General features: G+C 57.5%; 23 protein-coding genes. 9 read left to right on the top strand and 14 right to left on the bottom strand.

The window, feature by feature from the left end; all coding sequences use genetic code 11:
• Nucleotides 1-195 precede the first annotated feature (195 nt).
• The 7 genes from EJA70_RS28575 to EJA70_RS28545 form a co-directional block, all read right to left on the bottom strand.
• Entirely contained in the window at nucleotides 196-561 is a 366-nt protein-coding gene (locus EJA70_RS28575) for a DUF6124 family protein (RefSeq protein WP_008080779.1), read from the bottom strand.
• Between the two features lie 560 nt (nucleotides 562-1,121).
• Nucleotides 1,122-2,978 (bottom strand): DUF262 domain-containing protein, encoded by a 1,857-nt coding sequence (locus tag EJA70_RS28570; RefSeq protein ID WP_158835699.1) that lies wholly within the window; start codon nucleotides 2,976-2,978, stop codon nucleotides 1,122-1,124.
• A 25-nt stretch (nucleotides 2,979-3,003) separates the two neighbouring features.
• A complete protein-coding gene (locus EJA70_RS28565) occupies nucleotides 3,004-5,955 on the bottom strand; it encodes an ATP-binding domain-containing protein (protein ID WP_008085549.1) in 2,952 nt (983 codons plus the stop codon).
• Nucleotides 5,956-6,160: 205 nt separating this feature from the next.
• Complete coding sequence (locus EJA70_RS28560) at nucleotides 6,161-6,880, bottom strand: endonuclease NucS domain-containing protein (protein WP_178117025.1); 720 nt, start codon at nucleotides 6,878-6,880, stop codon at nucleotides 6,161-6,163.
• Nucleotides 6,881-7,309: 429 nt separating this feature from the next.
• On the bottom strand, nucleotides 7,310-7,750 hold the full coding sequence (locus EJA70_RS28555) for a hypothetical protein (protein WP_008085551.1): 441 nt from the start codon (nucleotides 7,748-7,750) through the stop codon (nucleotides 7,310-7,312).
• 114 nt (nucleotides 7,751-7,864) lie between these two features.
• Nucleotides 7,865-8,311: a hypothetical protein gene (locus EJA70_RS28550; RefSeq protein WP_158835696.1), complete on the bottom strand. Its 447-nt coding sequence runs from the start codon at nucleotides 8,309-8,311 to the stop codon at nucleotides 7,865-7,867.
• Nucleotides 8,312-8,630: 319 nt separating this feature from the next.
• On the bottom strand, nucleotides 8,631-9,434 hold the full coding sequence (locus EJA70_RS28545; protein WP_158835693.1) for a 2OG-Fe(II) oxygenase: 804 nt from the start codon (nucleotides 9,432-9,434) through the stop codon (nucleotides 8,631-8,633).
• Nucleotides 9,435-9,700: 266 nt separating this feature from the next.
• Here EJA70_RS28545 and EJA70_RS28540 point away from each other — a divergent pair, with 266 nt between their 5' ends.
• Nucleotides 9,701-10,672, top strand: a complete 972-nt coding sequence (locus EJA70_RS28540; protein ID WP_158835690.1) for an AraC family transcriptional regulator — start codon at nucleotides 9,701-9,703, stop codon at nucleotides 10,670-10,672.
• Between the two features lie 392 nt (nucleotides 10,673-11,064).
• Nucleotides 11,065-11,865: a hypothetical protein gene (locus EJA70_RS28535; RefSeq protein ID WP_158835687.1), complete on the top strand. Its 801-nt coding sequence runs from the start codon at nucleotides 11,065-11,067 to the stop codon at nucleotides 11,863-11,865.
• 613 nt (nucleotides 11,866-12,478) lie between these two features.
• Here EJA70_RS28535 and EJA70_RS28530 read toward each other — a convergent pair.
• Nucleotides 12,479-14,398 carry a tyrosine-protein phosphatase gene (locus EJA70_RS28530; RefSeq protein WP_158835684.1) on the bottom strand — a complete coding sequence of 640 codons (1,920 nt, stop codon included), beginning with the start codon at nucleotides 14,396-14,398 and terminating at the stop codon, nucleotides 12,479-12,481.
• Nucleotides 14,399-14,740: 342 nt separating this feature from the next.
• Between EJA70_RS28530 and EJA70_RS28525 the strand changes: the two genes are divergently transcribed.
• Nucleotides 14,741-15,217 (top strand): hypothetical protein, encoded by a 477-nt coding sequence (locus EJA70_RS28525; protein ID WP_158835681.1) that lies wholly within the window; start codon nucleotides 14,741-14,743, stop codon nucleotides 15,215-15,217.
• Between the two features lie 263 nt (nucleotides 15,218-15,480).
• Nucleotides 15,481-16,080, top strand: a complete 600-nt coding sequence (locus EJA70_RS28520) for a hypothetical protein (protein ID WP_158835678.1) — start codon at nucleotides 15,481-15,483, stop codon at nucleotides 16,078-16,080.
• A 169-nt stretch (nucleotides 16,081-16,249) separates the two neighbouring features.
• On the opposite strand, the gene EJA70_RS28515 is transcribed toward EJA70_RS28520, so the two are convergent.
• Together EJA70_RS28515 and EJA70_RS28510 are read right to left on the bottom strand one after the other, a co-directional pair.
• Nucleotides 16,250-16,579, bottom strand: a complete 330-nt coding sequence (locus EJA70_RS28515) for a DHCW motif cupin fold protein (RefSeq protein ID WP_158835675.1) — start codon at nucleotides 16,577-16,579, stop codon at nucleotides 16,250-16,252.
• A gap of 267 nt (nucleotides 16,580-16,846) precedes the next feature.
• Nucleotides 16,847-17,083, bottom strand: a complete 237-nt coding sequence (locus tag EJA70_RS28510) for a hypothetical protein (protein ID WP_158835672.1) — start codon at nucleotides 17,081-17,083, stop codon at nucleotides 16,847-16,849.
• Between the two features lie 185 nt (nucleotides 17,084-17,268).
• Between EJA70_RS28510 and EJA70_RS28505 the strand changes: the two genes are divergently transcribed.
• Together EJA70_RS28505 and EJA70_RS28500 are read left to right on the top strand one after the other, a co-directional pair.
• Nucleotides 17,269-17,709, top strand: coding sequence for a TspO/MBR family protein (locus EJA70_RS28505; RefSeq protein ID WP_158835670.1), 441 nt, complete (start codon nucleotides 17,269-17,271; stop codon nucleotides 17,707-17,709).
• On the top strand, nucleotides 17,709-18,683 hold the full coding sequence (locus EJA70_RS28500) for an alpha/beta hydrolase fold domain-containing protein (RefSeq protein WP_158835667.1): 975 nt from the start codon (nucleotides 17,709-17,711) through the stop codon (nucleotides 18,681-18,683). The genes EJA70_RS28505 and EJA70_RS28500 overlap by 1 nt, the downstream gene beginning before the upstream one ends.
• Nucleotides 18,684-18,707: 24 nt before the next feature.
• On the opposite strand, the gene EJA70_RS28495 is transcribed toward EJA70_RS28500, so the two are convergent.
• Both EJA70_RS28495 and EJA70_RS28490 read right to left on the bottom strand, forming a co-directional pair.
• A complete protein-coding gene (locus EJA70_RS28495) occupies nucleotides 18,708-19,808 on the bottom strand; it encodes a polyamine ABC transporter substrate-binding protein (protein WP_158835664.1) in 1,101 nt (366 codons plus the stop codon).
• Nucleotides 19,809-19,890: 82 nt separating this feature from the next.
• Nucleotides 19,891-20,703 (bottom strand): carbon-nitrogen hydrolase family protein, encoded by an 813-nt coding sequence (locus EJA70_RS28490; RefSeq protein WP_178117022.1) that lies wholly within the window; start codon nucleotides 20,701-20,703, stop codon nucleotides 19,891-19,893.
• A gap of 296 nt (nucleotides 20,704-20,999) precedes the next feature.
• Between EJA70_RS28490 and EJA70_RS28485 the strand changes: the two genes are divergently transcribed.
• The 3 genes from EJA70_RS28485 to EJA70_RS28475 are packed head-to-tail and all read left to right on the top strand — an operon-like array spanning nucleotide 21,000 to nucleotide 22,776.
• The gene (locus EJA70_RS28485) at nucleotides 21,000-21,461 is read left to right on the top strand and encodes a hypothetical protein (protein WP_158835658.1); all 462 of its coding nucleotides are present in this window, start codon (nucleotides 21,000-21,002) and stop codon (nucleotides 21,459-21,461) included.
• Nucleotides 21,462-21,508: 47 nt separating this feature from the next.
• Entirely contained in the window at nucleotides 21,509-22,249 is a 741-nt protein-coding gene (locus EJA70_RS28480) for a hypothetical protein (RefSeq protein WP_158835656.1), read from the top strand.
• Between the two features lie 50 nt (nucleotides 22,250-22,299).
• The gene (locus tag EJA70_RS28475) at nucleotides 22,300-22,776 is read left to right on the top strand and encodes a thiol-disulfide oxidoreductase DCC family protein (RefSeq protein ID WP_158835653.1); all 477 of its coding nucleotides are present in this window, start codon (nucleotides 22,300-22,302) and stop codon (nucleotides 22,774-22,776) included.
• On the opposite strand, the gene EJA70_RS28470 is transcribed toward EJA70_RS28475, so the two are convergent.
• The gene (locus tag EJA70_RS28470; protein ID WP_008085582.1) at nucleotides 22,760-23,251 is read right to left on the bottom strand and encodes a DUF2269 domain-containing protein; all 492 of its coding nucleotides are present in this window, start codon (nucleotides 23,249-23,251) and stop codon (nucleotides 22,760-22,762) included. The two genes, EJA70_RS28475 and EJA70_RS28470, sit on opposite strands and share 17 nt — an antisense overlap.
• A 2-nt stretch (nucleotides 23,252-23,253) precedes the next feature.
• Complete coding sequence (locus EJA70_RS28465) at nucleotides 23,254-24,381, bottom strand: saccharopine dehydrogenase NADP-binding domain-containing protein (protein WP_158835650.1); 1,128 nt, start codon at nucleotides 24,379-24,381, stop codon at nucleotides 23,254-23,256.
• Nucleotides 24,382-24,788 lie beyond the last annotated feature (407 nt).

Here is a 24,788-nt window from a genome sequence, read left to right as displayed (position 1 = left end):
TTTCGGACATCAACTGAAACTCCACAAGCACCCATCAAGGCACTCCAAAAGAAATATGAATCCCCACCATGTAGGAGCTGCCGCAGGCTGCGATCCCTTGATCTGCTCTTCAACAATCAAAAACAAATCAAAAGATCGCAGCCTACGGCAGCTCCTACACAGAGTTTCGCGGCCTAGCCGTCAATGACGCAGCGCTCAGTTCGGCAAGCGGCGACCATCCAGGACTCGATTCACCATCAACTCACTCAGCATGATCACCTGATGCAGCATCAGCATGGTTCGGCGTTGGGAGTTGTCGACGACATCGCTCATGTCACGCGCCATATCACTGGCGGCGGCCAACGACTCGCAGGCTTCGAGGAGCAGGGTTTCTTCGTCCACGGCGGGATCGATGAGGAAGATCTTGCTGGTTTTGCGGGATGGGATTGAGAGTTTGAGTGAGCCGGGGTTGAGGTAGAAATTGATGGCGCGGTCGGTCGCCTCTCTTATCTTTTGAGGCTCGAGGGTTGGGTCGTACGGGATCGGATCGGCGTCCGGTGGGTTTGGAGTAACTTTGAACATAACAGCACCTCTTTCTTGAAAGAATGAAGAGCCGTCACTTTCGCTACCAAACGAAGGGTGGCGGCCACACGTGGGTTGGTAGACCGGTCAAGACAGAGAAAACCCCGGCGCTCCACGAAGGAGCCCCACGCATGGCCACCATAAAAACGGAGCCTCCAAATGGAGACCACTTAAGGTTGTGCCTTACGGTTGTCGAGAAACGGGCTACCAAACCCGATCACTGTTTTGCAGTGACGGGGAAACGATATAGCCCGATCCATAGTCGTGTATGCCGGGGGATTCTGGCGTACGCGTAGGCAACGGCGCAAGGCGTTGTAGCCTTTGTGGCGTAACGGTTTGTGTAATTTAAACGTGCCTGCGGCGTTGCGTTTAATCAGAGCGAAACACTCATCTCCCATAGAGCTTCGAACATGCTAAGGCTGTAATTGCTACACGGTTCAGTTCACGTTTAGCCGGATGTGCCTCCTACCCAAACAACGAACGACTGCATTCGGTCAGAGGCTGTCCCCCAGTAAAGTGCCTCCGAACGCAGGTTGCGTACAATGCTTCCGTTCTAGTTGCTACTGATCAACGTCAGGATATGGCCAGATCTGAATCGCAGACTTCGCCAGCGCCGCTCCCCTGGCGAGTATTTCCTGCTCCGACCATTCTTCATGGTCATGCAGGTCACGGCTGAGATTCAGCTTGCTCCATTTCAAGAGTTCCGGTTTCTTGGCTGCCCAAGCGGAGTTGGACAATGCAGGGTTCAGGCTGCTGGTCACCAGTGTCAGATTGCCTAGCGTATGCTTGATTCGATCACGACGCTGGCTGAATTCCACCTTAATCTGGGGATCATTCTGCACCTCCGCGGGCAGCGGCCAGTACTCCTGCCACTTCACAGGCAGAATATGCTCGATAGTCAACCCCGTCGGTAGGCTGACAGCCTCGCTTTTGGCATGCGCCAGCGCCCGCTCAAGGGCCTCGAGCACCGCCCGCACACGGTACTGCGGCCACCACTGGTACAGCGGGTAGTCGAGTAGCGCATTGCTCAGCTCGCCGTCTTTCGGGAAGCGCACACTTTCCCCTTCGCTGGAGAGCAGGAATGCACCGACCACCTGGGCCGTAATCTGCTTTTCCCGCTCGAGATGACGAATCAGATCGAGGAATAGTCGGTTGTAGTTCTTGGTGGTCAGGCCACAGATCATCCGACGGAACAGATAGGACTCAAGCACCGTCAGGATCGCCTCGAACTCGGTTTGCTGCTGCGGACGCAGTCGCTGGCTACATAGCAGCAGCAACGGATAAACCGTCGAAGTATCGATCACCACGAGGCGCGCCAGAAAACGCGACAGACGAGATCCTGCCGTGGGCGAAGAGAACTGGCGAAAATGCTCGGCGTAGGTCTTGAGCAGCGCCATATGCTCACTGGCAGAGTTGGCCGGTTCGACGAAACAAGAGCCCCAGTCGGCGGTGTGCTGCACGTAGTTCTTGTATTCGTTAAAGATGTGGCCGACACGAATATCGCGGCGCATCGCCAGGGTCAGGAAATGGCGGATGAAGATGTCAATGCGTGGACGGTTTTCCCGCCCCTGCTTCACCTCTTCACGCCAGAACTCGCCATCGAACTCCGCCCAATGCTCTTCGTACAGCGTATCGATATCACCGCCTTCGCTTTGAGCGCGCCGGAACAGAAAGTTCTTGATCAGGTCCGCCGGCAGCAACTGCGTACCACGTGCATTGAGCGTCTCAAAGATCACTTGCGATTCGTCGTCTTCGCCGAGATCAATCACCACCAACTGCAAGCCATTGCGAACCACGGCCCAAAGCGCATCCAGCTGTTTCTCCGGCGACTCTTCGGCTTCTACAGCCTCCGGCCGTAACCACTCCTCGAACTGCCCATAAAAGTACAGGTAGGCGCCGACGATGCCCTGATCGTAGCTGAAGTCCACGCCCTTTTTGCTCGCCTGCTTCAACAACGCATCCGGGCTGCCCGCGCCATGTACCAAGGCAAACGCAAGGCGATCGGCATTGGTTGGCAACAATTTGGGCACCTCTGACGGGTCATCGACCATCGTGTCACTGTTGGAGACCATCGACTCGAAGCGCCCGGCGAAGCGCTCGCTACCCCGGCTGCGGCAAAGGTCGCGGGCGGCGATCAGCAGCAACTGCAAGGTGGTGAAGCGCTGCTGCCCATCAATGACCTGACGGCCCTGCACCGACCCCGTGTCATTACGCAGTTGCTCAAGCACCACGGCACCGAGGAAATGCGGGCGCAGCTTCTCACCAGCCAGCATCACATCGAGCAGGCGCTCGAAGTCCTCCCAGAGCGGCTGCCAATTATCCTCACGCTTCCATACATAGGGCCGCTGGAACAGCGGAATCTGGTAGCACACCGTGGGTTCGAAGATTCGCAGCAGAGGACGGCTGTTGGCTTCCATCGTTCATTCAATCCTTAGTTATTTACTAGCGCAGCCGACTCATCAGCAACTGCTGTCTCGCTCGCGTACAACCTACATACAACCGGTTGCGGAATACCGGCTGACCAAGGTCGTAAAGGTCGATCATTGGCAACAGCACGACATCGAACTCCAGCCCCTTCACATGCAGTACCGACGTGAAGTGCACAAGGTACTTTTTCGACAGATCAATCTGTTCCGATACGCTCATCTTGCGGAAGCTGCCCTCCAGCTCCTGCGCACATAAAGCATGCAGAGACCGGGCGGTTTCCTGGTCGGGCAACACCACAGCAACCGACTGATTTTCAGGGATAGCGGCGATCGTCTCGCATAGATACCTGAACTCTTCTTCACGCCGAGCAAAGCCATGCAGCGTGTAAGCGCCTTGCTCGCTGACCTGATCATGCAGAAGGGCAGCGTCCAGCTGCTGTACATCCGTATCGGCTCCGCGCTCGAACAACTGCCGCAGTACCGCACTTAGCGCAGCGAGATCCGGCTGCCCTTTCTGCCGCAGGTTCTCATCCAGCGCCACAAACTCTGGACGCTTACCAATAGGGAAGCAATCCGCGATGTGAATTTCCTCGTTGCGCAGCAACTGCTGCGAACGGTCTCCGACCACAGTGATTGCGCTGTAACGCGGATCAGCCTGGGAGGTCATCAAGTAGATCTGCTGCTCGCTGAAATCCTGCACTTCATCGACAAACACGCTCTGATAGAAAGGGGCCTCGCGCAGGCTAGCGGGGAGCTTGGCTGTTACTCCGGCACTGAGGTCGTGAGCCAGGCACAGCAGCAAGTCGATATCCGAATCGCACAGGCGTTGCTCTTCAAGACGCTCCAGTACCTGCCATGCAATGGCCGCATCAGGGAAGCTGTCGGCGTATTCATACAGCGCCTTTGCATACAGCTCCGCGAAGTTCTTCAGCGGCTTGGCCAGATGGTCCAACGCCGCCTGCCGGAATATCTTAAGCACCGAAGTACGGGCCTGTTCATCCTCACCAGGCAACACCTGACTACCGATACCACTGCTGACCCTCAACCACTTCAGCACCTCACCGTCCAGGTAGAGCAGGGACTTGGGCGTACCAAGCACAATGAACAGCTCATTGACAGGCATGAATTTGGTCTCATACCCGTCACCACTCACTAACGATGGCAGCAGAGCGCGGACGCTCGTGCCCGAGAGTGAGGCCTGTACAGCATCATTGAAGGACAAGGGCTGGTTATCCGCCGAGAGGAACTGGTAACAACTGCTCGATACACAGGGCAATGCCTCGGCCCCCTCAACAACACTTGCCCTGTACAGCACCAAAACCTGATTGGGTTGCTGGAACAAATCGACAGGTAACTCTGCCAGCCTTTGCGCCAGCTCCGGAATGCCCTCGCCATAGGCCATGTACTCCCCTACATGAATACTCAGGGTTGCCGGACCCAGGATTCGCTGAGCCAGCGCCTGAATCCTCTCCAACAATTTGGCCCCCAACCGATACAAGGTTCGCTCCGCAGCCAAAGGCGAGAGCAGCTCTTGCACCAGTTCATTAACGCTGGCTGCAAGCGCTTGGCGGGCAGCGGCAAACTGACTGCGCTGCTGGGCAGTAAACCGTTGCAGTTGCTCACTTTCGACCTCAACCAGCAGTTTCTGCAAGTCGGCGGCAATCACCCGCGCCAGCGCAAGCCGGGCGGCATTGAGCCAAGCCAGCGTGGTGGTCAGAGAATGCCCCTCGTCGCTGCTGTGTTTGAAGCGTTTGCCAGTACCGCCCGAAGACTCCAGATGGCGATAGCTGCGCAGCTTGGAGCGCAACTCGTGATACTCAAGCACCGGTAAACCGGGCATACCTAGACGGCTGCAGGTTTGCTTGAGGTACTGGATCAGCTCGGCAGTGCGCACAAAGCCGACGCTGCCGTCCTGGGAGAACTTGCCGGCAAACTCCCCTTCCCAGTAGTCGAAATCGTCGCCGAGAATGGACCGGAACGTCTCACGATCCGTAACTTCATTCGAGTTGAAGTCACAGAGCATCTTGGTCCGCCCGAGCGCCGCCGAGGTCTTGCCAGAGCCCGCAACGCCCTCGACCCACATCGGCCCAACCGGCTCCCGGGAAATGATCTTGTCCTGATTCGGGGTTCGATTCAGAAAAAAGTGCTCATCCAGGCTCATCCGCTCAATTAGCTCGCCGCCAACTTCATCGTCCACATCATCGAGATCGGTAATCGCCAGTGCCGAATCTTCTTCCTCGTCATCGAGAATCTGCAGCCGCAGTGCGGCAGGCACGGACGGTGTCAGCTCTACTGGCACGTCTGCCGGCTGCCCATCTTCTGGTGGGTGTGTAACAACAAGAACCTCTGTCACCGGTGTGTTTAGCAGCCCGGCTTCGTTGGTTGTTCCCTTCGCAGGTTCGAGCAGCTCCTTGCCAGTGGGGAGCAAAACGGCGACAGGCTTCTCCACACTCTCGGTCTTTGCAGGCTTTTTACTCGGCAAGGTGGTTTGCTTGCCTGCTAAATTAGCCGTTGTCAAAAAGGCTCGCAGATCCATGACCTTTCCCTGGCCGTTAGCATTCTCCACGCCCACCGCCAGAAAGTTGCGTGCATGACGCTCCAGTTCTTCCAAATCATGGCGACGAAACTGGCGGGCCTCAGTGACCCGGTAATCACCCCAGGCTTTGGAAAAGCTCTCAAAACCGACTCCTGCCACGGCGCAAAGACGGCCCACCGGTGAGTGCGGAGTGGCATAGCCCGAGCTGGCTTTGGGGTACACCAGCGAGTCAATACCCAGCCGGAATGTAGCAACCCCCTCTTTCTCACGCTCGATCACCAGTGCCTTGCCGTAGGCGTTGCGCTTAAGATTCCGGTAAGCCAAATCGCCTTCACGGATCATATGCTCGGCGTAATCAATAATCCCTTCAAGGACCTCCAGCTCTTCACGGGCGACCTTGCGCAGGGATGCTTCACTAAGCTGCTTTGCCATACCTGTCACTCCTTATCCTTGGCAGAAAACGCCCACGCCCAACGTAACCCGATAGTCAGGGTAAATCATTTATCTTATTAGCATTGGCATTAGGCCAGTACCGCTGCGTCGAAAATGTCTTGAGCCTATAGCGGTAACCCACGCACGGCATCTAACGTCCAGTAGCGGCCAATTGCTGGTCTACAAAAGTTGGAGCTATCACTCCTCATATTTCATGTGACATTGGTTCATCTGCTTCAAAGATTTGGTTCAGGCTGAACGCTACTTCATACTCAAAAAGCGAGACATTAGGAACTGCCACGATAGCGTGACGTAGGTTTGAGCTGATGGATTTCGCGACGATGACGCCCTTCACCATCTTCCCGTGCGCAAGGTTCTTCTTGATCCAGCCCATGTAGCGGCTGATCTGACCAATGGCACGATCTGCCACACGTCCACGTTTCAGTTCAAAAATCACGAACGCGTCATCTGAATCAAGTGCGAGTATGTCGATTGGCCCAACATCGGTAGGGTATTCAACTCCATCACGACCTAGAGGGTCGACATAGAGGCGAAGGGATTTATCTTCCAGTTTCAGTGATTCGATGTTGTGAGATATGAAGTCGCGTAGCTGCCATTCCAGCTCAAAAACTGTCTCTCGATCTGAATCTGGCGTGTCTTCGTCTCCAAGAGTCAGGTCTTCGTCTTCGATGGCTTGAATAGCTGTTTTAGGTGTGCCGGGATGCAGGACCAGAACCTGTGTTTCAGTTTCTTCAGTGACCCATCCCATTCGAGTGAATGCACGACGAAGCTGCTGAGAATTCGTGTTTGGATCGATAGGTGGTGCTTCATTAGGATTCTGACGGCACCATTCCTTCATCGGATAGAGCGTGTGCCCCCCATCTAAATCGACCAAAACAACAGAGTATTTCTTGGGTGGCTGCATCTCGGGGCGTCCATGACTGATTTCCTAAGATTTGCAGGTTAGCTGGTGGGTGGTAGGAATACTACTTTGGCAACATTGCTCGCCTATCGCCACCGGTGGCAACGCGCAGCTGTCAGCTGATTATGGTTACTACTCATGCTGTTCTAGGGACAGAAGTCGGTCGGCTAAGTGTACGCTTTTGGCCGATTTCTGCCTGTCGCAACTGACCGAAATCGACTCATACCGGCCGGTCATAGCCGGCGGACTTTCATCCAGCGAACAGCTAAGGGATTTATGTCCCAATTATTCGATCTCGCAGCCGGCGCTATCTAGCTGCGAAGCCGAGTCAAGGTAGGCGAACGAGACTGCGCATAACGACACTTTCGTTAAATTGCGCACAAAAAGCCTACTGGAAAGAGCTTTTGTTGTAGTCGAGAGTTCTTGGAGCTATCAAAAGGTCGAGCGGGGCTTTAACAAAGCAGCCAAGAATGAGCCGTCCTCTAATGACGCGGTAGTCAGAGGTTGAAATACCTTAGTGCTTATTTCTATTTTGTTCTTTGTTCCATTCCTAGGCGAATACACAACAAAGACACTAATGGTGTCGGTGTGCATAGGGTGCTTAACCATGCCCGAAAAAAATGTGAGCCCATGGCTGGTTTCTTCTTCGTATTTTGCAGAAAGCATGGTGAACGCTTTCCTGATGGCAGCTTTGTTGATGTGGTAAAGCTCTTGGCTCTCCTGGGTTTTGACGCTTCTGGAAATCACGTTGAGAATGTGATTTGCCGCTTTAGTATCGAACCAGTTTTTTACTAGAAAAAAAACTAAGAGCGATGCGCCATATGTAGGGATAGCAAGAACGATCGCCGCGAATAACGACAGAAGAAAATACATAGAGATCCTTTCCTTTCTTTAATGAGCAGTCAAAATCAATGCCAGATTTTTAGCCGTGAGTGTGCGCAAAGCAATGCCAAAAAGTTGCTGCGTCTACGAATAATAGACGCTTGGTTAAAACGGCTCATCCGTTTCCAAGAGATTGCTGTAAAAATCCAACCCCTTACCCTGAGCAACCGTTGCAGCAACGCGCATCATGAGGTTAAACCGAGGATCGTTGGTAAACTTGGCTTGATCAACGTCATAAACGCAAAAACCTGCTGCCGAGAGCAGTACAGCAGCATATTTCTTGTCTGTGTCCACCAACTCTACCGCCCAAAATACCAAGGCGTTAGCAGCCAAAGCCTTTTCATCGTGCTCCATGATCCAGTCGGGGAATGAAGGAAAAAACTGCTCGGCATGGGCCCACATTGCGTCGATTTCGCCAATGATTTTGGGGGGAATTGGCGCCTGCATGGCTGCAAAAGCACTGATCAGACCACCGTGCATTTTTCCTTTGGCTAGCTTGATTGTGGCTTTGAAAGGCCATGAACTTAAAACCTTGAATAAAGCCCCGAGCATGTCGCGCGTCCTTACTATCGTGAAAACCTGAGCATGCCAGCCGCACGGCCATAAGCCATCGAAAAACGAACGAAGAAGTCACTTGGGAGCTCGCGAGGGGTGCATGGCTGCGAATAACGACTATGGTGAATCCGGTCACGACTGAGCCCCGGCCCTAGCTCGAACGCATTCGTAGCTTCGCCTAAAATCGCTGCGGAGCCCTCTTCAGATCAGTCAAAATTTAGTCTGTCCCGACTGACCGAAAATGGCCGAAAGGAGGCCTAGCGGGAGCTACTCCCCCGCATAACAGATATGGCCGCGTCCTTGAACTAGCGGCCACTCACCCCTTCTTCCTAAACAGTTTTTCCACGTAGTACGTCACGCTCCACCGATCCTTCGGCCGCGGCTTATAGTGCGTTTTATTCCTCTGCCCCGGCTCCCCACCCACCCCACTCGCCGTGTAGTAATAAAGCGCAATCGACCGCCGCGTAACCCCTTCCGGCGTAGTCAACGGCTCCGGATGCCCGTGGTTACTGTCCTTGTCCGTATTAAAAATCACACACCGGTTGTAAACCGGCAGCACCTTCTTCAGGCATTTCTTCATCCCCACATCCCAAAGCTCCAGGTTGCCGCCGTACGACTCCTGCCAGTCCTCGGTCAGGTAAATGATCACGTTCAACCGTCGCTCAACGTTGAGCTTTTTGTTCAGCCGAAAATCCGAGTGCACGCCCAGGAAGCCGCCGGTTTTGGTTTCGTGCAACCCGCCGCCGGCGAAATAAGGGTCAGGAATCAGCCCTTGTATGCCGGTGAGTTTTTCGAGGAATTCGAGCATCGGTGCGGAGTTGAAGGTGTTGAAGACGTTCTTCAGGTACGGGCTGCAGGCGTTGGGGCTGATCTGGCGTTTGAGTTGGCCTTTGTAGCCGCGCTCGTAGATTTGTTCGTTGTTGGTCGGTTCGACCGGGAAGTGTTCGCGGATGCTGGCGATGACGTCGGCTTGCAGGAAGTTGTCGATGACGATGTGCGGGAATGGCGTGGCTTGGGTGTATTCGCCGGTCAGCGATTCGCCGAAAGCGCTGGCGGCGTTTTGGTCGAAGTCGAGTTCCGGGGTCAGCGTGATGGGGAGTGTTTGCGTGTTGGCTTGCATTGCCGCTCCAATGTTTTTTGGGCTTTCAGGGCGGGTCAAACAGGGCCTGGGGCTTGGCGCGGGGCCCTTGTTTGCTCGCTGAGTACAGTGGCGAGCAGGTTGCCATGTCGGCCATGGCCTGCCGAGTGTCCTTTGCTTAAACGTGGTGCGGCGGTGTTACGGCATGTTTCAGGCTGTCACAAACTCGTCATATTACCTTTGCTAGTCTTCTCGGCGCCCTGCCCCACACCCCTGTCCTAGAGCCCCCAACCGAAGGTGCCGCCAAGGTGTTTCCGTCTCCCGTTCGCCAGCAAATCATCCTGCGCTCCGACAACCTCCGTTCGGACGACTTCGGTGCACTTTTTTCGAAGTTGTTCGGTAATCGCTATGCGGACAATCCGCCGCTGCCGGCGAACATCATCATTGGTGGAGTTTATGGGCGGCATGAGGGGGTGAGTTTTCGGCGGATGCATTACCGCGGGGATTTCACCGTTGCCTTCCCCGACCCACAGGATGAGATCACGTTCGTCATCCCCACGGCCGGCAAGATTGTGTTCAACCACGCGACCGAGTCCATCGGCGTTTGCCAGGTTGGTTTGGCAATCGATAAGGCTGATATCCGCTCGATGCGCTTTTTTGATGGTCACGCGCATCACGGGATGTCGATCAATCGGCATCAGCTCACTGAGCGGTTGGCGGCGCTGTTGGGTAAACCGATTCTGGAGAGGATTGTGTTTGAGCCGAGTGTGAATCTGGATTCGGCGGCGTTTCAGGGGATCAAGGCGTTGATTGATCTGGCAACGGGGACGGAGTTTGATTTGTTGATCAACAGCGGGACGTTGATGCCGTCGCGGTTGCGCGAGATGTTGATTGATGCGGTGCTGGAGGCGTGGCCGCATAACTTTTCCGAAGCATTGCGACGGCCGACGGCGATGGTTGCGCCGCGACATGTGAAGTTGGCAGTGGAGTTTATCCAGGCGCATCCGGAGCAATTGGTCAGTGGCGTGGATCTGGCGCGCTTGAGCAATGTCAGTCAGCGGGCGTTGCAGGAAGGGTTTCGGCGGTTTGTCGGGATGTCGATTGTGGGGTATCAGCGGCAGGTGCGGCTGGAGCGGGCTTATGAGGTGTTGAAGCAGCGGGATGCGGGGTCGGTGACGGAGGTGGCGTTGCGGTTTGGGTTTAGTAATGTGGGGCGGTTTTGTCAGTATTTTCAGGGGGCTTATGGGGTGAGTCCGGCGGAGTTTCGGGCTCGGGGGTGAGCTTGTTGGATGTTTGGAATGCAGTTTTTGGTGAGGGGATTTATCCGATAGCAATCACCATTCACTGAAAACGTCTATCTTGGTGAGCAGCCAGAAACAGCCAGTCCTGCGTGGCTGAACATTCCTCAATCTGAGACGGCTAGCGCGGCTGTGGAGTTTGTTAATATCCGTCGCGTTCTGATAATCGAGCACACCGAGATGCTAGCCAGGCTTGCTGGGCTGGAAGGAGCCAGAGCCGTTTCACTTCCTCGTCGATCGCGTTTGCAGGCATCTAACTATCAGCTTCCTTCCTAACGCCGAGACGGCAGCATCACAGTTCGATCGCATTAATGAGGATCACTCTGCTGGCAGCGCGAGACTTGCACAGGAAATTTGTCGTTCAAGGAGAGACCATGAAGAGTGCAGTTCTAGCTCTGACTTTCACGAGTTGCATGACGTTGTTGGTTGGCTGTACGACCACGGCGCCTGATAAATCGAACACCTTCACTTTCACCGCAGATCTGCCGAAGAATTTCGCATACGTCGCGACGGTATGGTACGTGCCCGCTAAAGGCCAAAAGTGCGACTTGGCTAAGCGCGACAATCTGAATCCGCAATTCAACCGTGAGTGGCGGAAGGCATATAAACCGGATTCGCAGATTGAAATACGGCGAGTCAGTAAAGGCTGTGAGTTGGTGATCTATCAGATAGACCTCGAAATCAACGCTACCTATGGTGATGATTTCGGAGACATGGGAAGAGACTCGGCGGGAATTTCCGTGCGCGAGGATCTCTTGAGCATGGACAAAGGCGTCTTCAACACTGCCGGCGAGAGCGAGTTTTCTGGCCAATGCCAGTGGATGTTTCGAACGGTGGGTGGTTTGCGTCGTCTGACAAAAATTCTCGACTGTAAAACATACGATCAGGCTGGAAAGCCAATACCCGGCAAGCCTTCTGCCGCGTTTACCCTGGATCAACTGCCAGGAAACACCGTACGGCTGAAAATCAATCTCGCTGATGAGGAAAAACCCGCCATCAGAGACACTTGGGTCAAAGTGCCTAATGGCTGGAAACGCTGTATGGGTAAAGGGTTCAAAGATCCGTACGCATTTTGCTATGGCAACGACAAGGACTTCAGCAGCTTCATCATGCCGGATGGGAAGAGCTGCACCATTTATCCTGGTTGTACTGAAAACAAGGAAGGCCCTCGTTGACGGTAAAGCCTATAGAAGCGTGGGAAAAGGCAGTGCTCAATCAGCATTTCCATGCCTGCTCGTTGAGCGGACGCGTCGTCAGCATGGACACGTCATTGGCGCTCCTCGCCATTTCGACGTCGACTCTATCGCCTAGATCTTTTCCAGCCTGTCAGGACGCTTATGGGATGAGTCCGACGTATGTGCGTGGGCGGCGTGGTGAGTCTGTTGGGGGTGATGTTGTCTGTTCGGGCGCCATCGCTAGCAGGGCTAGCTCCGACAGGGATTTGAGGGGTGATCGAGATTGATGGCATTCCATAAAACCTGTGGGAGCTGGCTTGCCAGCGATAGCAGTGGATCAGGCAATGAAGATGTTGGCTGTGCTGGCCAAATCGCTGGCAAGCCAGCTCCCACAGGGATTTGTGGTGTGATTTAGATTGATGGCATTTCACGAAACCTGTGGGGCTGGCTTGCCAGCGATGGCAGTGGGTCAGGTAATGAAGAGGTTGGCTGTGCTGGCCAAATCGCTGGCAAGCCAGCTCCCACAGGGATTTTTGCTGTGCCAGGGATTAATGGCAAATCACAAAACCTTTGGTGTTTTTTGGAGTGGGGTCGTCCTTGACCCCGGTCTGTTTTAGAACGCGTAGCTCGCCTTGAGGCCGCCATTGAAGCCGTGGCTGTCGCCGCCGCCGTTGGCGCCCACTTCTGCGCCCAGGCTCAGGGTGCCGAGGCTGGCCATGACGTTTACCCCGCCGCTGAATTGGTCGCGATTGTCGAAAGCGGCGCGTTGTTCGATGTCGAGCCCCAGCAGGTGGCTTTGGCTGTCGACTTCGTTATCGCCCAGTGTGCGTTCGTAGCCAACTTGTACGCCCGGCACCAGTTGCCAACTGCCCATCGCCACGGGCGCGAAACCTACGTTTAGGTTGGCGACGGCGCTGCGGCGGGTGGCGGTGTTGTCGTCGACGTCGAGCGAGAGTTCGCTGCCCTTCTCTTTGAAGCCGTTGAGGTCGAGGTGGCTGACGCGCAAGCCGAGGCTTGGCTCGAAAATCATGCCGTTGACCGGGGCGCGGTAGCCGAGGGCCAACGTGGCGCCGGTGAGGTTGCCGTGGGTGTTGCCCTTCGCGGTGCCGAGGCCGCCGCCGAGGTCGCGTTTGCTGTCGTAGTCGATGTAGCCGGCGCTGGCGTTGGCGTCGAGGAACAGGCCTTGTTCCAGGCTGGTGAAGCCGTAACGGGCACCGACGTTGAGGAAGGTGAAGTCGATGTCGGCTTCGCCACCCGCACCGCCGACGGTGCCTTTGCTGTAGCCGAAACCGCCGCGTGCGCTGAGTCGTTCGCTGAACCGTTGGGTGATGCCGACCATCAGGCCTTGGCTGTGTTCGTTGCTGCTGTCGGCATGGGCCGAGCCGTCGGTGCCGAGGTAGCCGGCGAGCGCGGTGGTCCAGAGGCGATATTGGCCGACTTTGAGGTCGCTGCCGCTGGCGAACGGTGCGGCGGCTTGTTCGATCATCGCGTTTTGGCGCAGCAGGTAGCTGGCGGCGTCGGCGTGTACCTGGCCGCCGACTTGGGATTCGACACCGCCGAGGGTGCCGGCGTCGATCGCCGATTGCAGGTAGTAGTTGTAGGCGCTGTAGGTACCGGACAGCTCGGTGTTCTGCAATTGGCGGAGCAGTTCGGCACCGGCAGCGGCGTTGCCGATCAGCCCGGCCTGCCCCGGCAGGCTGTTGTATTCGACGAGTTTGCCGCGCAGGACGTAGATGGTTTCCTGCGACAAACCGAGGCCTTGTTTGAGGTAGTTGTCCATGGTGCCGTATTGCGCGGTGACTTCGTCGAGGCCGGCTTGCAGGTAGCTGGCCTGCACGCCGAGCAGTGGGCCGTAGACGGCAGCCATGCTCGGTGGCATCGCCTTCAACGTGGCGGCGACGCGGGCGGCGGTGTAGTCGTTGGTCGCAAGGTAGTTGGCCATGATGGTCGCGTTATCGACGCCGGCGATGCTCTGCAACACGGCGGCGGTCCAGCCGGTGCGGTCTTTGCCGGCGGTGCAGTGGAACAGTTGCGCGGCGTCGACGCTGGCGAGTGCGTTGAACAGGTTGCCGAACTGGCTGCGCATGCCGGCGTCGCTGACGAAGGCACGGTTGGTCTGCTCCATCATGGCGATGGCGTCGGCGGCGCTTTTGAAGGAAATGTTGGTGATGTTCGAGCCAGAGGTGGTGCTACCGATGATGTCGATGTTCTGGTAGGTCGCGCCGCTGATCAGGGTGTCGGGGGTGGCGGCGATTTCGCTGGGCGTGCGCAGGTCGTAGATGGCTTTGATGCCGAGGCTGTTGAGGGTCGCCAAGTCGGATGCCGTCGGGGTCAGCGCGTTGGAGCGGTAGAACACGCCGCTGCGCATCGTGCCGTCGTGCGCCGTGGTGTACGCGGTGCTGATGCCGGCGATGTCACGGAAGTTGTCGATGCCTTGCAGGCGCGGCGTGTCGAGCGGCACGGACTCGGCAGCATGGGCGGCGGCGATGGACAGGCTCAGTACGGACAGCGAACACAGAAGACGTTGAAACACAGTGCAGCCTCATTGAATAAGCGTTGGGCTGGTCACTATGGGTAAGCAAGTGATACTGAATATGACAGTTTTGCTTTGAAGCGAAATGGCTGCGCGATTGGGCCGTGGGGTGCGTGATTTGTCCATGTTGGAGGTGGGATGGCTGTGCGCCAGGGATGGCGGAGCCATGGGCACACGCTATCTGTAGGAGCAAGGCTTGCCCGCGAAGGCGGTGAATCAGGCAATGGCGATGCTGGCTGATTAAACGCCTTCGCGGGCAAGCCTTGCTCCTACCGGATGAGGTGTTGGGGATTGTTCTCGTCCATAATCGCGCCTCTATTTTGATGACACAGGGAGTGCAGAATGAATACCACCCAATGGCTCGACTTATTCGGACGAGCCTTTCACGACATGGAAAAAAGCCTTGAGCAGGTCCTGCAACTCAGCAGCTGTCGGGAACACTGGATTCAAGCCCAGATCAGCCTTCATGCCTGGTTCAACCATGAGTTGGAAATCTGGACGGACCTGCCAATCGGCGATCGACGCAAAGCGGATCTCTATGCATTGGGTGAAGACGGCAAGCCGTCGATGGTCGCTGAAGTCAAATGCCTGGGCGACATTTCATACGCCAAGTGCCTGGACGGTGACTGGTCGGTGCGGGCGGATGTTGAACGGCTGAATGCGTTCGAGTGCCCTACCCGGCTGTTTATTCTGGTGATTGCCAAAGGTGAGCGCGAGACCAATACCGGCCGGCGCCTTCGCGAGGACGAATGGGTCGCTGGCCGCGAGTGCATCACTGTCGACTTGGAGTTTGCGCTGGTGCGAATGTGGGCGCTGTGAGTGCCTGAAGGGCTTAAGCGAAAAACCGCGTCTAGCGAGTAGGCGCGGTTTTTTTATGCCTCGGCTGGCAGTCTTGGCGATTGCAGCTCGCCTGACGGTTTACTTGCGCAGGCGCTTTATGATTTCATCTCGCGAAGGCACAAGTAGCCTCCCTGCTGCGATGGGAAATACGAAAAATCCAAGTGAACTTCCCCACTTGTTTAGCCACTGCAAGCAGCATGCTGGTCGAGGCACGTCTTCGATTTGGCTAAAGGAGTGATGCTATGAACCGTTCGAATGCCGCGCAGTGCCTGGATGATTTGAAGTTGCTTGCCAAAGTTTCTGTGATTGGCGAGTACACGTATTGCCAGCGACTGACCCATCTCAGCAAAGAATTCGGCTTTAACAATCTCCATCATTTTCAGAAGGTGGTTAACCACCTTTCTGATGACATGATCGCCAATATTTCTACGACGCTGATGCGCCGTTATTGCGAAATCGCCCAACCCAAGCCCGGCATTGCCTACTACGAATTTCTCTCGGTCAACAACGACACGCGCTTGCGCTTCTACAGCCAGTGGGCCGGGTGGGACGTGTTTGGGCAGGAGGTTCGTGTGCCAAGGTCGCTCAAAGGCGACTCGGCCCCTCGCCTGCGCAAGTCACTGAGCAAAACGGTGTACATCGTTGAAAATGATCGGCAGTTGCTGGCCTGGCGTCATCGTTGGCATGGCCTGTGTTATGTGCCTAAAGACCTTTGCCAAAAACACATGAGCGAAGCCTTCGAGCGCAAAAACGCCGTCGTAGAGGGTGTTCGCAACGAAGAATTTCCCTTGCTGAACGCCTTCAATGACAACTACGCAACGTGGTATCCCGTCATTGAATAAACGCCCTCGAGGCGGTGCCGGGGCACGTTGATCCTGAACAGACAGGGCGCGCGCCGAACCCAAAACCCTGTAGGAGCTGTCGAGTGCAACGAGGCTGCGATCTTTTGATTTTTCACATCAAGATCAAAAGATCGCAGCGTGCCGCAGCTCCTACAGGTCGGGGTTTTGGTTAATCCACGATGAATAATTTTGCGCCGGTGGCGGTGGACGAACGATGGCCTTCGGCATCATTGCCTACTTGGTAGCTCATGGCCGCCGTCAGGGTGAACTGTCGGCCGTCTTCCAGCTCTGTCTGCAACTGCCCCTCCAGGCACAACAGAATGTGCCCTCGCCAGCACCAGTGATCGGCCAGGTAACCGGGGCTGTATTCGACCATCCGTACTCGCGTCGAGCCGAACTGACAGGTGCGCCAATAAGCTGTGCCGGTATCGCCGGCGTGCGCCACGGGCTCGATGGTTGACCAATCGGTGGTACCAAAAGGGATGGCGGTGAGATCCATGGTTGCCTCATCGAAATTCAGGGAATGCGACCGTAGCAACCTGGAAAAAGCACCGATAGACACAGATCACCCGCATTTACGCGATACAGGGCAGCGCTTTGCGCATGAATACCCGGGCAAAACCATCCTCGATGATGCGATGGTTTTCCTGATACCCGAGCTTTTGTAGAGACGATGCTCTCGACCCTCAACTCATGCGTGTACAAACGCCCGCCTCGCACCGTTCGTGCGTGACGCCGCAAACCAACGGCGGCTTGAGGCAAGCCCTCAAACCGTTTGCTTGACCACCCGAACCTGCGTGATCCCGACGACCTCCGCCTGCTGCACAATCTGCTCCGGCGTGGCGTCCGCCGGGGGCATGATCAGGCCGTTTTCGGCGTCGCCGACGTGCAGTTCCAGCAGGTGCAGCGCGGCCTCGTGTTCGATGAGGTGCGCCTGTTTGACTTCGAGCACATGGCGGCGCGGCTCGCCGTTGAACAGATATTCGAGCAGAAAATTGTGCATGGGGTCACCCGTGTGTGATGGAGATAATATCCTGACGAGCCAGTCAGCTTTTAGTTCAACTGCAACGCCCGGCGTAAAAACAGTCGTCGCTCACGGCAAAACTTTTTGCGTCACGGGGCGTCATCTGTTTAACGGCCGACACGGCTTGGCTTCCCCCAACAGCTGACTTCAGCTAAGGACTGGCGATGACCTTTTTCATTTTCCTTCTGGCCTGCGCCGCAGCGGCGACCACCGGTGTCATGTTCAAACCGGGCGCCTGGTACGAGGGCCTCGTCAAACCGCGCTTCACCCCGCCGAACTGGGCGTTTCCCGTGGCCTGGACGCTGATTTACCTGCTGCTGGCCTGGGCCGGTTACCGCTTGACCCTGATCCCGGGGAGCCAGGTGGTGCTGGCGTTATGGGCCGCGCAGATTGCGCTGAACACCTTGTGGACGCCGGTGTTTTTTGGCGCCCACCAAGTCTTGGCCGCGATGGTCATTCTGGCGTTGTTGTGGCTGGTGGTGGCGGCCATGGTGGTCATGGCGTTGCAACTTGACGTGATTACAGGCTTGATCCTGTTTCCCTATCTGGCGTGGTTGTGTGTGGCCGCCGCGTTGAATTTTTCCATTTTGCTCAAGAACCGCTGATGACCGACTTTACAGGGAGTAACCCGGCACCTTGGCCGCAGGGCGAACGGGAGTTGGCGCAGGTACGCGAGTTCAACAAGAAGCTCGCCTGGTTGCCGCGTTTTCGCATCCGCAATCGCACCACGCCACGGCTGATTCAGGCGCTGTTGCGCGCCAGTCAGTTGGTTAGCCCCAGCCCCCTGCCCAAGCATGGCCTGAGCGCTGAACGAAAGATGATCGAGGGCGGCGCCGTTCCCGTCGCCGTGCGGATCATCCGGCCCAAGGGCAAAGCCAAAGGCGTTGTGCTGGATTTTCATGGCGGCGGCTGGGTGATCGGCAACGCGCAGATGAACGACAACTTCAACCTTGCCATCGTCGACAGCTGCGAGGTCGTGGTGGTCTCGGTCGATTACCGGCTCGCCGTGTCGACACCGATTGAAGGCCTGCTGGAAGATTGCCTGCATGCCACGCGCGGGTTGCTGCGCGATCCAGCGTTTGCCGATTTGCCTGTGGTGGTGGTCGGCGAATCGGCCGGGGCGCATCTGGCGGCCGCGACGTTGTTGGCGCTGCAAACATCGCCCGAACTGCTGCAACGCATCAGCGGCGCGCTGCTCTATTACGGCGTCTACGATCTGACCGGCACGCCGAGCGTGCGCACGGCGCCTGCTGAAACCTTGCTGCTCGATGGCCCAGGCATCGTGCCAGCGCTGCGCCTGCTGACGCCGGGGCTGAGTGACGAAGAGCGTCGCCAGCCGCCGCTGTCACCGCTGTATGGCAATTTCAGCGGTTTCCCGCCGGCGTTGTTGTTTGCCGGTGAACTGGACCCACTGCGGGACGACACCCTAGAGATCGCCAAACGCTGGGCAGTATCGGCACCCGTCGAGATGTACATGCTGCCGTCCTGCCCCCACGGTTTTATCCACTTCCCGACGGCCATTGCGCAGAGCGTGTTGGCCTACAGCCGTCAATGGATCTCCGCGCGCTGCTTGCCCTGAGGCAAGCAGTTTTTTCCCGCGGGCTCAGGTGCCGCTTTTGACTTTGCTCCAGACCCGCGTACGAATGCGCTCGATCTTCAGCGGCAACGGCTGCGCAGGAAACAGCGTCGCCAGGGTCGCGGCCGGCGGGTAGACGTCCGGGTTGTTGCGCAAACTCTCCTCGACGTAGGTCAGCGAACTTTTGTTGCCGTTGGGGTAGCCCAGGTAGTTCGAGCTCTTGGCGATGACCTCGGGGCGCATCATGTAGTTGATGAAGTTCAGGCCCTGCTGCGGGTGCGGCGCGTCCTTGAGCAGCACCAGCGTTTCCATCCACACCGAGGAGCCTTCACGCGGGATGCGATAGGCCAGGTTCCGACCGTTTTTGGCGCGCTCGGCGTTGGTCTTGGCGTCGAACACGCCGCCGGACCACGCCACCACTGCGCAGATATTGCCGTTGGCCAGATCGGTGATGAACCGCGACGAGTCGAAATAGGTGATGTAGGGGCGGATTTTCAGCAGCAGCGCTTCGGCTTTGGCGTAGTCATCCGGGTTGCTGCTGTCGGGCGGCAAGCCTAGATAGTGCAAGGCGATCGGGATGATTTCGCCGGGCGAATCGAGCATGGCGACGCCGCACTGGCTGAGCTTCTTGATGTTTTCTTCCTTGAAGATCAAGTCCCAGGAGTCCGCTGGTGTCTCGTCGCCGAAGATTTTTTTCATCTGGTCAACGTCGTAGCCGATCCCCGTGGTGCCCCACAAATAAGGAATCGAATAGCGATTGCCGGGGTCGTTCTGTGCCACTTTGGCGAGGATGTCGGGGTCAAGATTTGAGCGGTTGCTCAACTGGCTGTTATCGAGTTCTGCCAGCACGCCAGCCTTGATCAGGTTGGGCAGCGCACTGTTGGTGACCACGACGACATCGTAGCCGCTGCGCCCGACCATCAATTTGCTTTGCATGACTTCAGCGCTGTCGAAGGTGTCGAGCAGCACCGGTGTGCTGGTTTCCTTCTCGTAATCTTTGGGGGCTTCGGGGGCGATGAAGTCGTACCAGTTGTAGAAGTTGACCGTGGGGCCCTGGGCCCAACTGACTGCTGCGCCCAACCCGCAGACAGTGAACAAGCCAAGGTGCAGCAAACGCTTGAGTTTCATGGGGAGCTCCTGGCGAATCGGCCATCGATTGGCAGTCCGCCGCGATGTTGTTTTTATTTGGAAAGCGAGAGGGTTTCAGCACTCAGGGAATCAACAGCTCGCGGCGACCGTCCGGGTGTTCAGTGACCGCAGCGGCCAGTTTCAAGCGCTTTTCTGCGCGGTAGTCATAGAGCGCGCGCGACGGTGCGATCTGTGTCAGGTCCAGGTCCACAACGTGCCGGGATTCTTGCGCGCCAGCTTCAAACAGGCGTCTGCCGAACGGGTCGACGACGCTGCTACCGCCCGCGAACACTTCGCCAACGCCTTCGCCCACGCGGTTGACCATGGCGGCAAACACCTGGTTTTCCTGGGCACGCGCGGCGACGGCGGTGTGGTGCAGGTGGCCGTAAGGTTCCATGTTGCCGTCGGTGATCAGGATCAACTGCGCGCCGAGCGCCGCCAGCGCGCAAGCGCTTTCCGGGAACTCAATGTCGTAGCAGATCAACAGGCCGATGCGCACTCCGCGCCACTGCACCGTGGCAAATCGATCGCCGGGATACACCAGCCCGGGCTCGCCGACCCACAGGTGAGTCTTGCGATAAGTCAGCGCCACGCCCTCGGGGGTGATCAGCAACGTGGTGTTGTAGAAGCGCTCGCCCTCGCGTTCGATCAACCCGACAACCACCGCGACATCGTGCTGCCGCGCAGCGGCGCAAATCGTCTGGACACTCGCGCCGTCCACCGGCTCGGCGAGTCGGGCAATATTGTCGTGGTCGAGAAAACCGGTGATGGACGACTCGGGGAACATCACGATATCGCTGCCCGGCGCGCTGTCGGCGATCGCTCGCAGAATGCGCTCCAGGTTGTAAGCGGTATCGCCATCGCGCGCCGCCATTTGTACAAGTTCTAATCGCATCGTCAGACCTTCAGGTGAATAACGCCGTGTCTGACCAGTATGCGGATCGTGGCAAAACTTCCTATCACTCAGAGTGAGTACCCCCAAAGGGGTAGTCCCCATCCCACTGCACCCCCTGTAGGAGCTGACGAGTGCAACGAGGCTGCGATCTTTTGCCCCCCCTACATCAACATCAAAAGATCGCAGCGTTCCGCAGCTCCTACATAGGTGCGTGTGTGGGAGCTTTTGGGCTCCCCCCCTTTGCCTGTCGACCCGGAACCTGCACAATTGCCGACTTTTTGCGACAGGATGTCTTCATGCAACGGATTGTCAGCGCCCGCCATCTGCGTCGGGAGAAATCCATCCTCGCGGCGTTGCTGTTCTGCGTCACCTCTTGGGGTGCGTTGTGGATGGCGTCGCAATGGTGGGAAAAAGCCTTGGCCGAGCCGTCCCATGAACCGCAGTTCAGCCCCAACGGTTGCTATTGGCTCCAGCAATTCAGGCCGTACTGGGTATTGCCCGGCTTTTTTCATTCCAACACCCACCCCGACGATACGGTGTCTGAGACTTGGCCTGGCTCTTGGGAATTCCCGGCGTTCTTCCGTTTGTATGATCGCCGCACTTACAAAGTGTTGGGCGAAAGCAACATCTACGATCTGGTGAGTGTGGGTGGTCCGGTGAGTTGGGATTACGACGGAGGCCCTTCCGCTTATGTCGGCATGATCCGAATTGAATCCGATTCGCCAGGCTGCGTCGCTAAAAAAACCGACTCACACTGAGCACACCTTCTACATTGCCACGCCAACACCACAAAGGACTGTATCGAATGAGCGAAAACCAAACCCCCGACTACACCAAAATCCCCGAAGGCCTGCTGCCGTTCCCCAACGCCGAAGACGTGTTTGTCGCGGATCAATCGGAGCTGGCGCACCATCTGCACGCCCTGTTCAGCATTGACCTGAGCAAGGTCAATCCACAGTGGTCGGGGGTGGCGCACATGCTCAGCCCGCTGGAACCCTACGAGTGCTTTGTCGGCGAGCTGACCGAGTGGAACGGCTATCACGGCGACCTGCTGAAAACCAACTGGATCGGCTTTCAGATCGAACAAGGGCGCTATCGTCTGTGCGGTGATCCGCGCTACTTTTTCCTGCACGAAGGCAACGCCGACCTGGCCGAGCCGCATCCCGGTGCCAGGGCGGATCTGCAGCAACATTACGCCGAACAGCACAGCGCTTTTGCCGCCGCTGCTGAGGGTTTCAAACGCAGCGGCAGACTGGCGCGCATGGATTGGGACAGCACTCACCCGATCGAGTTTGTGCAGCAGTTGGGCGGCGACGTGGATGGTCGGGCGAACTGGGTGGAATCGGTGGAATTCCCCATGGACATCGTTGACACCAACGTCGATGAGGGCGACTCGAACGTCTATCCGCTGAGCCCGGCCGGCCAGCGTTTCTATCACGTGGCCAGTGTGCCGGGCTGGCACTACCGTTCGGCCGGTGCTGACTTGATCGTGATGTTCTACGAACCGGTCGAAGGGTTGGTGTTGTTCACATTCGACTACAGTTGAAGACGGTCGGTTATGATCGCGAATAACCCGCCTCATCCGGACCCACACTGATGCCAGCCTCGCAAACCCGCCCTGCCCCTGCGCCACTGCTCAAACCGGGCGAGACGGTCGTGCTGTTCGATGGCGTGTGCAAGCTGTGCAATGGCTGGGCGCGTTTTCTGATCCGGCATGACCGCCAGCGCCGCGTGCGCCTCGCGACCGTGCAGTCGCCCGAGGGTCAGGCGCTGCTGGCGTGGGCCGGTTTGCCGGTGGATCAGTTCGACACCATGGCGGTGATCCGCGACCGGCATTACTGGGAGCGTTCGGATGCGTTTTTTGAAGTCATCGGCCAATTGCCTGGCCGCTGGCAACCCATCCGGTGGCTGCGCATCGTGCCGCGCACGCTGCGCGATTGGGCGTACGACCGGATTGCGCGCAATCGCTATCGGTTGTTCGGCCGGTACGACACCTGCCTCTTGCCGAGTCCTGATCATGAGCAGCGCTTCTTGAAAATGGCCGCGCCACCCAGCGCTATCCCAGCAGACTGAGCCACTGCGCCGGCGACAGTTTCGTCACCATCATCAGCACAATCACAAACATCCCGGCAAACCCGACAACGCCCATCCAGAACCATTTCTGGTACACGGCGCGGAAGTCGTCATTCAGCCCCTCGCCAGCCGCGTCGGCAGTCAACGCCATCCCGCACAGCCTCTTTTGCAGCACCAGGACCGGCAGCCACAGCGAGCCTACGCTGAAGAAGATGATCAACGAGGTGAGTACCCATTCCGTGCTCATCGGCAGCCCCGACACCCTCAGCAGCAGGTAACCCGTGATGATCTGGGCAAACCCTGCAGGCGTGGTAATCCAGGTATCGAAACGCACGACCATCCGCGCGACATGCGCGATGACTGCCGGGTTGGCTGTGCGACTGGCGGCGATCAGGTAGAGGAACGAGCCCATGCCGAAGCCGAACAAAAATATCGCGGCGATCACGTGCAGGTACTTCAAGCACAGATACAGCATGCTCAGCGCTGCCCGTCAGAGAACTGCACGGACAGGCTCAGGTTGTCCGGATCGTTGATGGCGGCCATGTATTCGTCGACGGTGATTTCGCCAACGCACGGTCGTGCGCCAGCCTGTGGCTCATAGCCCAGAGCCATTTTTGCGGCCAGGGCGACAGCGGCGCAGCTGGGGATCTCCGGGCCTTTGTCGTTCAGGGCGGTCAGTTGCACGGTCATCGTCAACGGTTGTGCCTCAAGACCGACGCCGTGCACATCGATGTACATCGCGCTTTTGCCATCGCCGAACCGTTCGAAACGCGTGCCCAGACGGTGCAATCGCACCGCCCACAGGGCATGGTCACGCACTAGCCCCAGCCGCAAGGCCTGCGCCAGCAGATAGCTGGCGAGGCTGCCCATTTTCAGCCCGGCGCCAGCCTTGAAGCACAGGGTTTGCGCGCCATAGCGGCCGGCGAAAATGTCCATGTCCGGGACATCGACGTTGGCCAGCAGACGCGTGCCCATCTGCGGCATCTTGCGCAGGGTCAGATCCTGCCAGCCCAACACCTCATGCACTTGACCGTTTTTCAGTTGCTTGATCGGTTTGCCCGCGTAGGCGAACACCCCTTCAATCGTCGACAGGCCGGGCATTTTCGCCGACGACGAAATGCCGTGTTCGATCACGTCGATGCGCGAGAAACGCGAGCGCTGCTGATCAATGATCGCCGACGACAGCGTCGGCACCGAACTGCAGCCGCTGAGAATCGCCACGCCCGCCTGTTTCGCCTGGGCATCGAGCACGCCAATGCCATTGACGAATGTGCGGCAGTCAGACAGATCGCAGTAGCTCACGCCCGCCGCGATGCAGCTCTCGGCAACCGCATAGGACTGCCCCTGAAACGGCCCGCCGGTGTGGATGACCAACTGAATGTCCATCGCGCGCAACGCCGCTCTGAACTCGGCGCCCATGGCATCGCCACACCAGCCTTCGGCGACCGTGCCGGCGTGACTGTTGAGTTCATCGACCTTGCGCTGCAACTTCAACCGGTCGCGGCCCGAGAGCAGCAATTGCACACCCGGCATCTGCGCCAAATGCCTGCAGACGATGCTGCCGAAATTTCCATATCCACCGACGACCATGACCCTGAACGGCATGCAATGCTTCCCTGAACAATTCGATTACACGCCGGAAGAATATAGGGCCGCGCGCCAGCAAGCCATTCCGATCACGCCGACCGCGCGGTCAGTGTTTTGCGTGCACCCGAGAACCCTGTGGGAGCCGGGCTTGCCCGCGATAGCGGATTACCTGTGCCGACGATACCGACTGACCCACCGCATCGCAAACAGGCCCATCCCCGCAGTGTTTTGCCGTGTTGCCCAGTTTTGTCTACACCCGAGAAACCTGTAGGAGTGTTGCCCAGTTTTGTGTACACCCGAGAATCCTGTGGGAGCCGGGCTTGCCCGCGATAGCGGATTACCTGTGCCGACGATACCGACTGACCCACCGCATCGCGAGCAGGCTCACTCCTACAGGGTTTTGCAGTGCTGCGCTGGGTTATGCG

Origin of the sequence: Pseudomonas sp. PB103, assembly GCF_009764635.1 — a bacterium.
GTDB lineage: Bacteria > Pseudomonadota > Gammaproteobacteria > Pseudomonadales > Pseudomonadaceae > Aquipseudomonas.
This window is presented reverse-complemented; position numbering and strand designations above follow the sequence as displayed.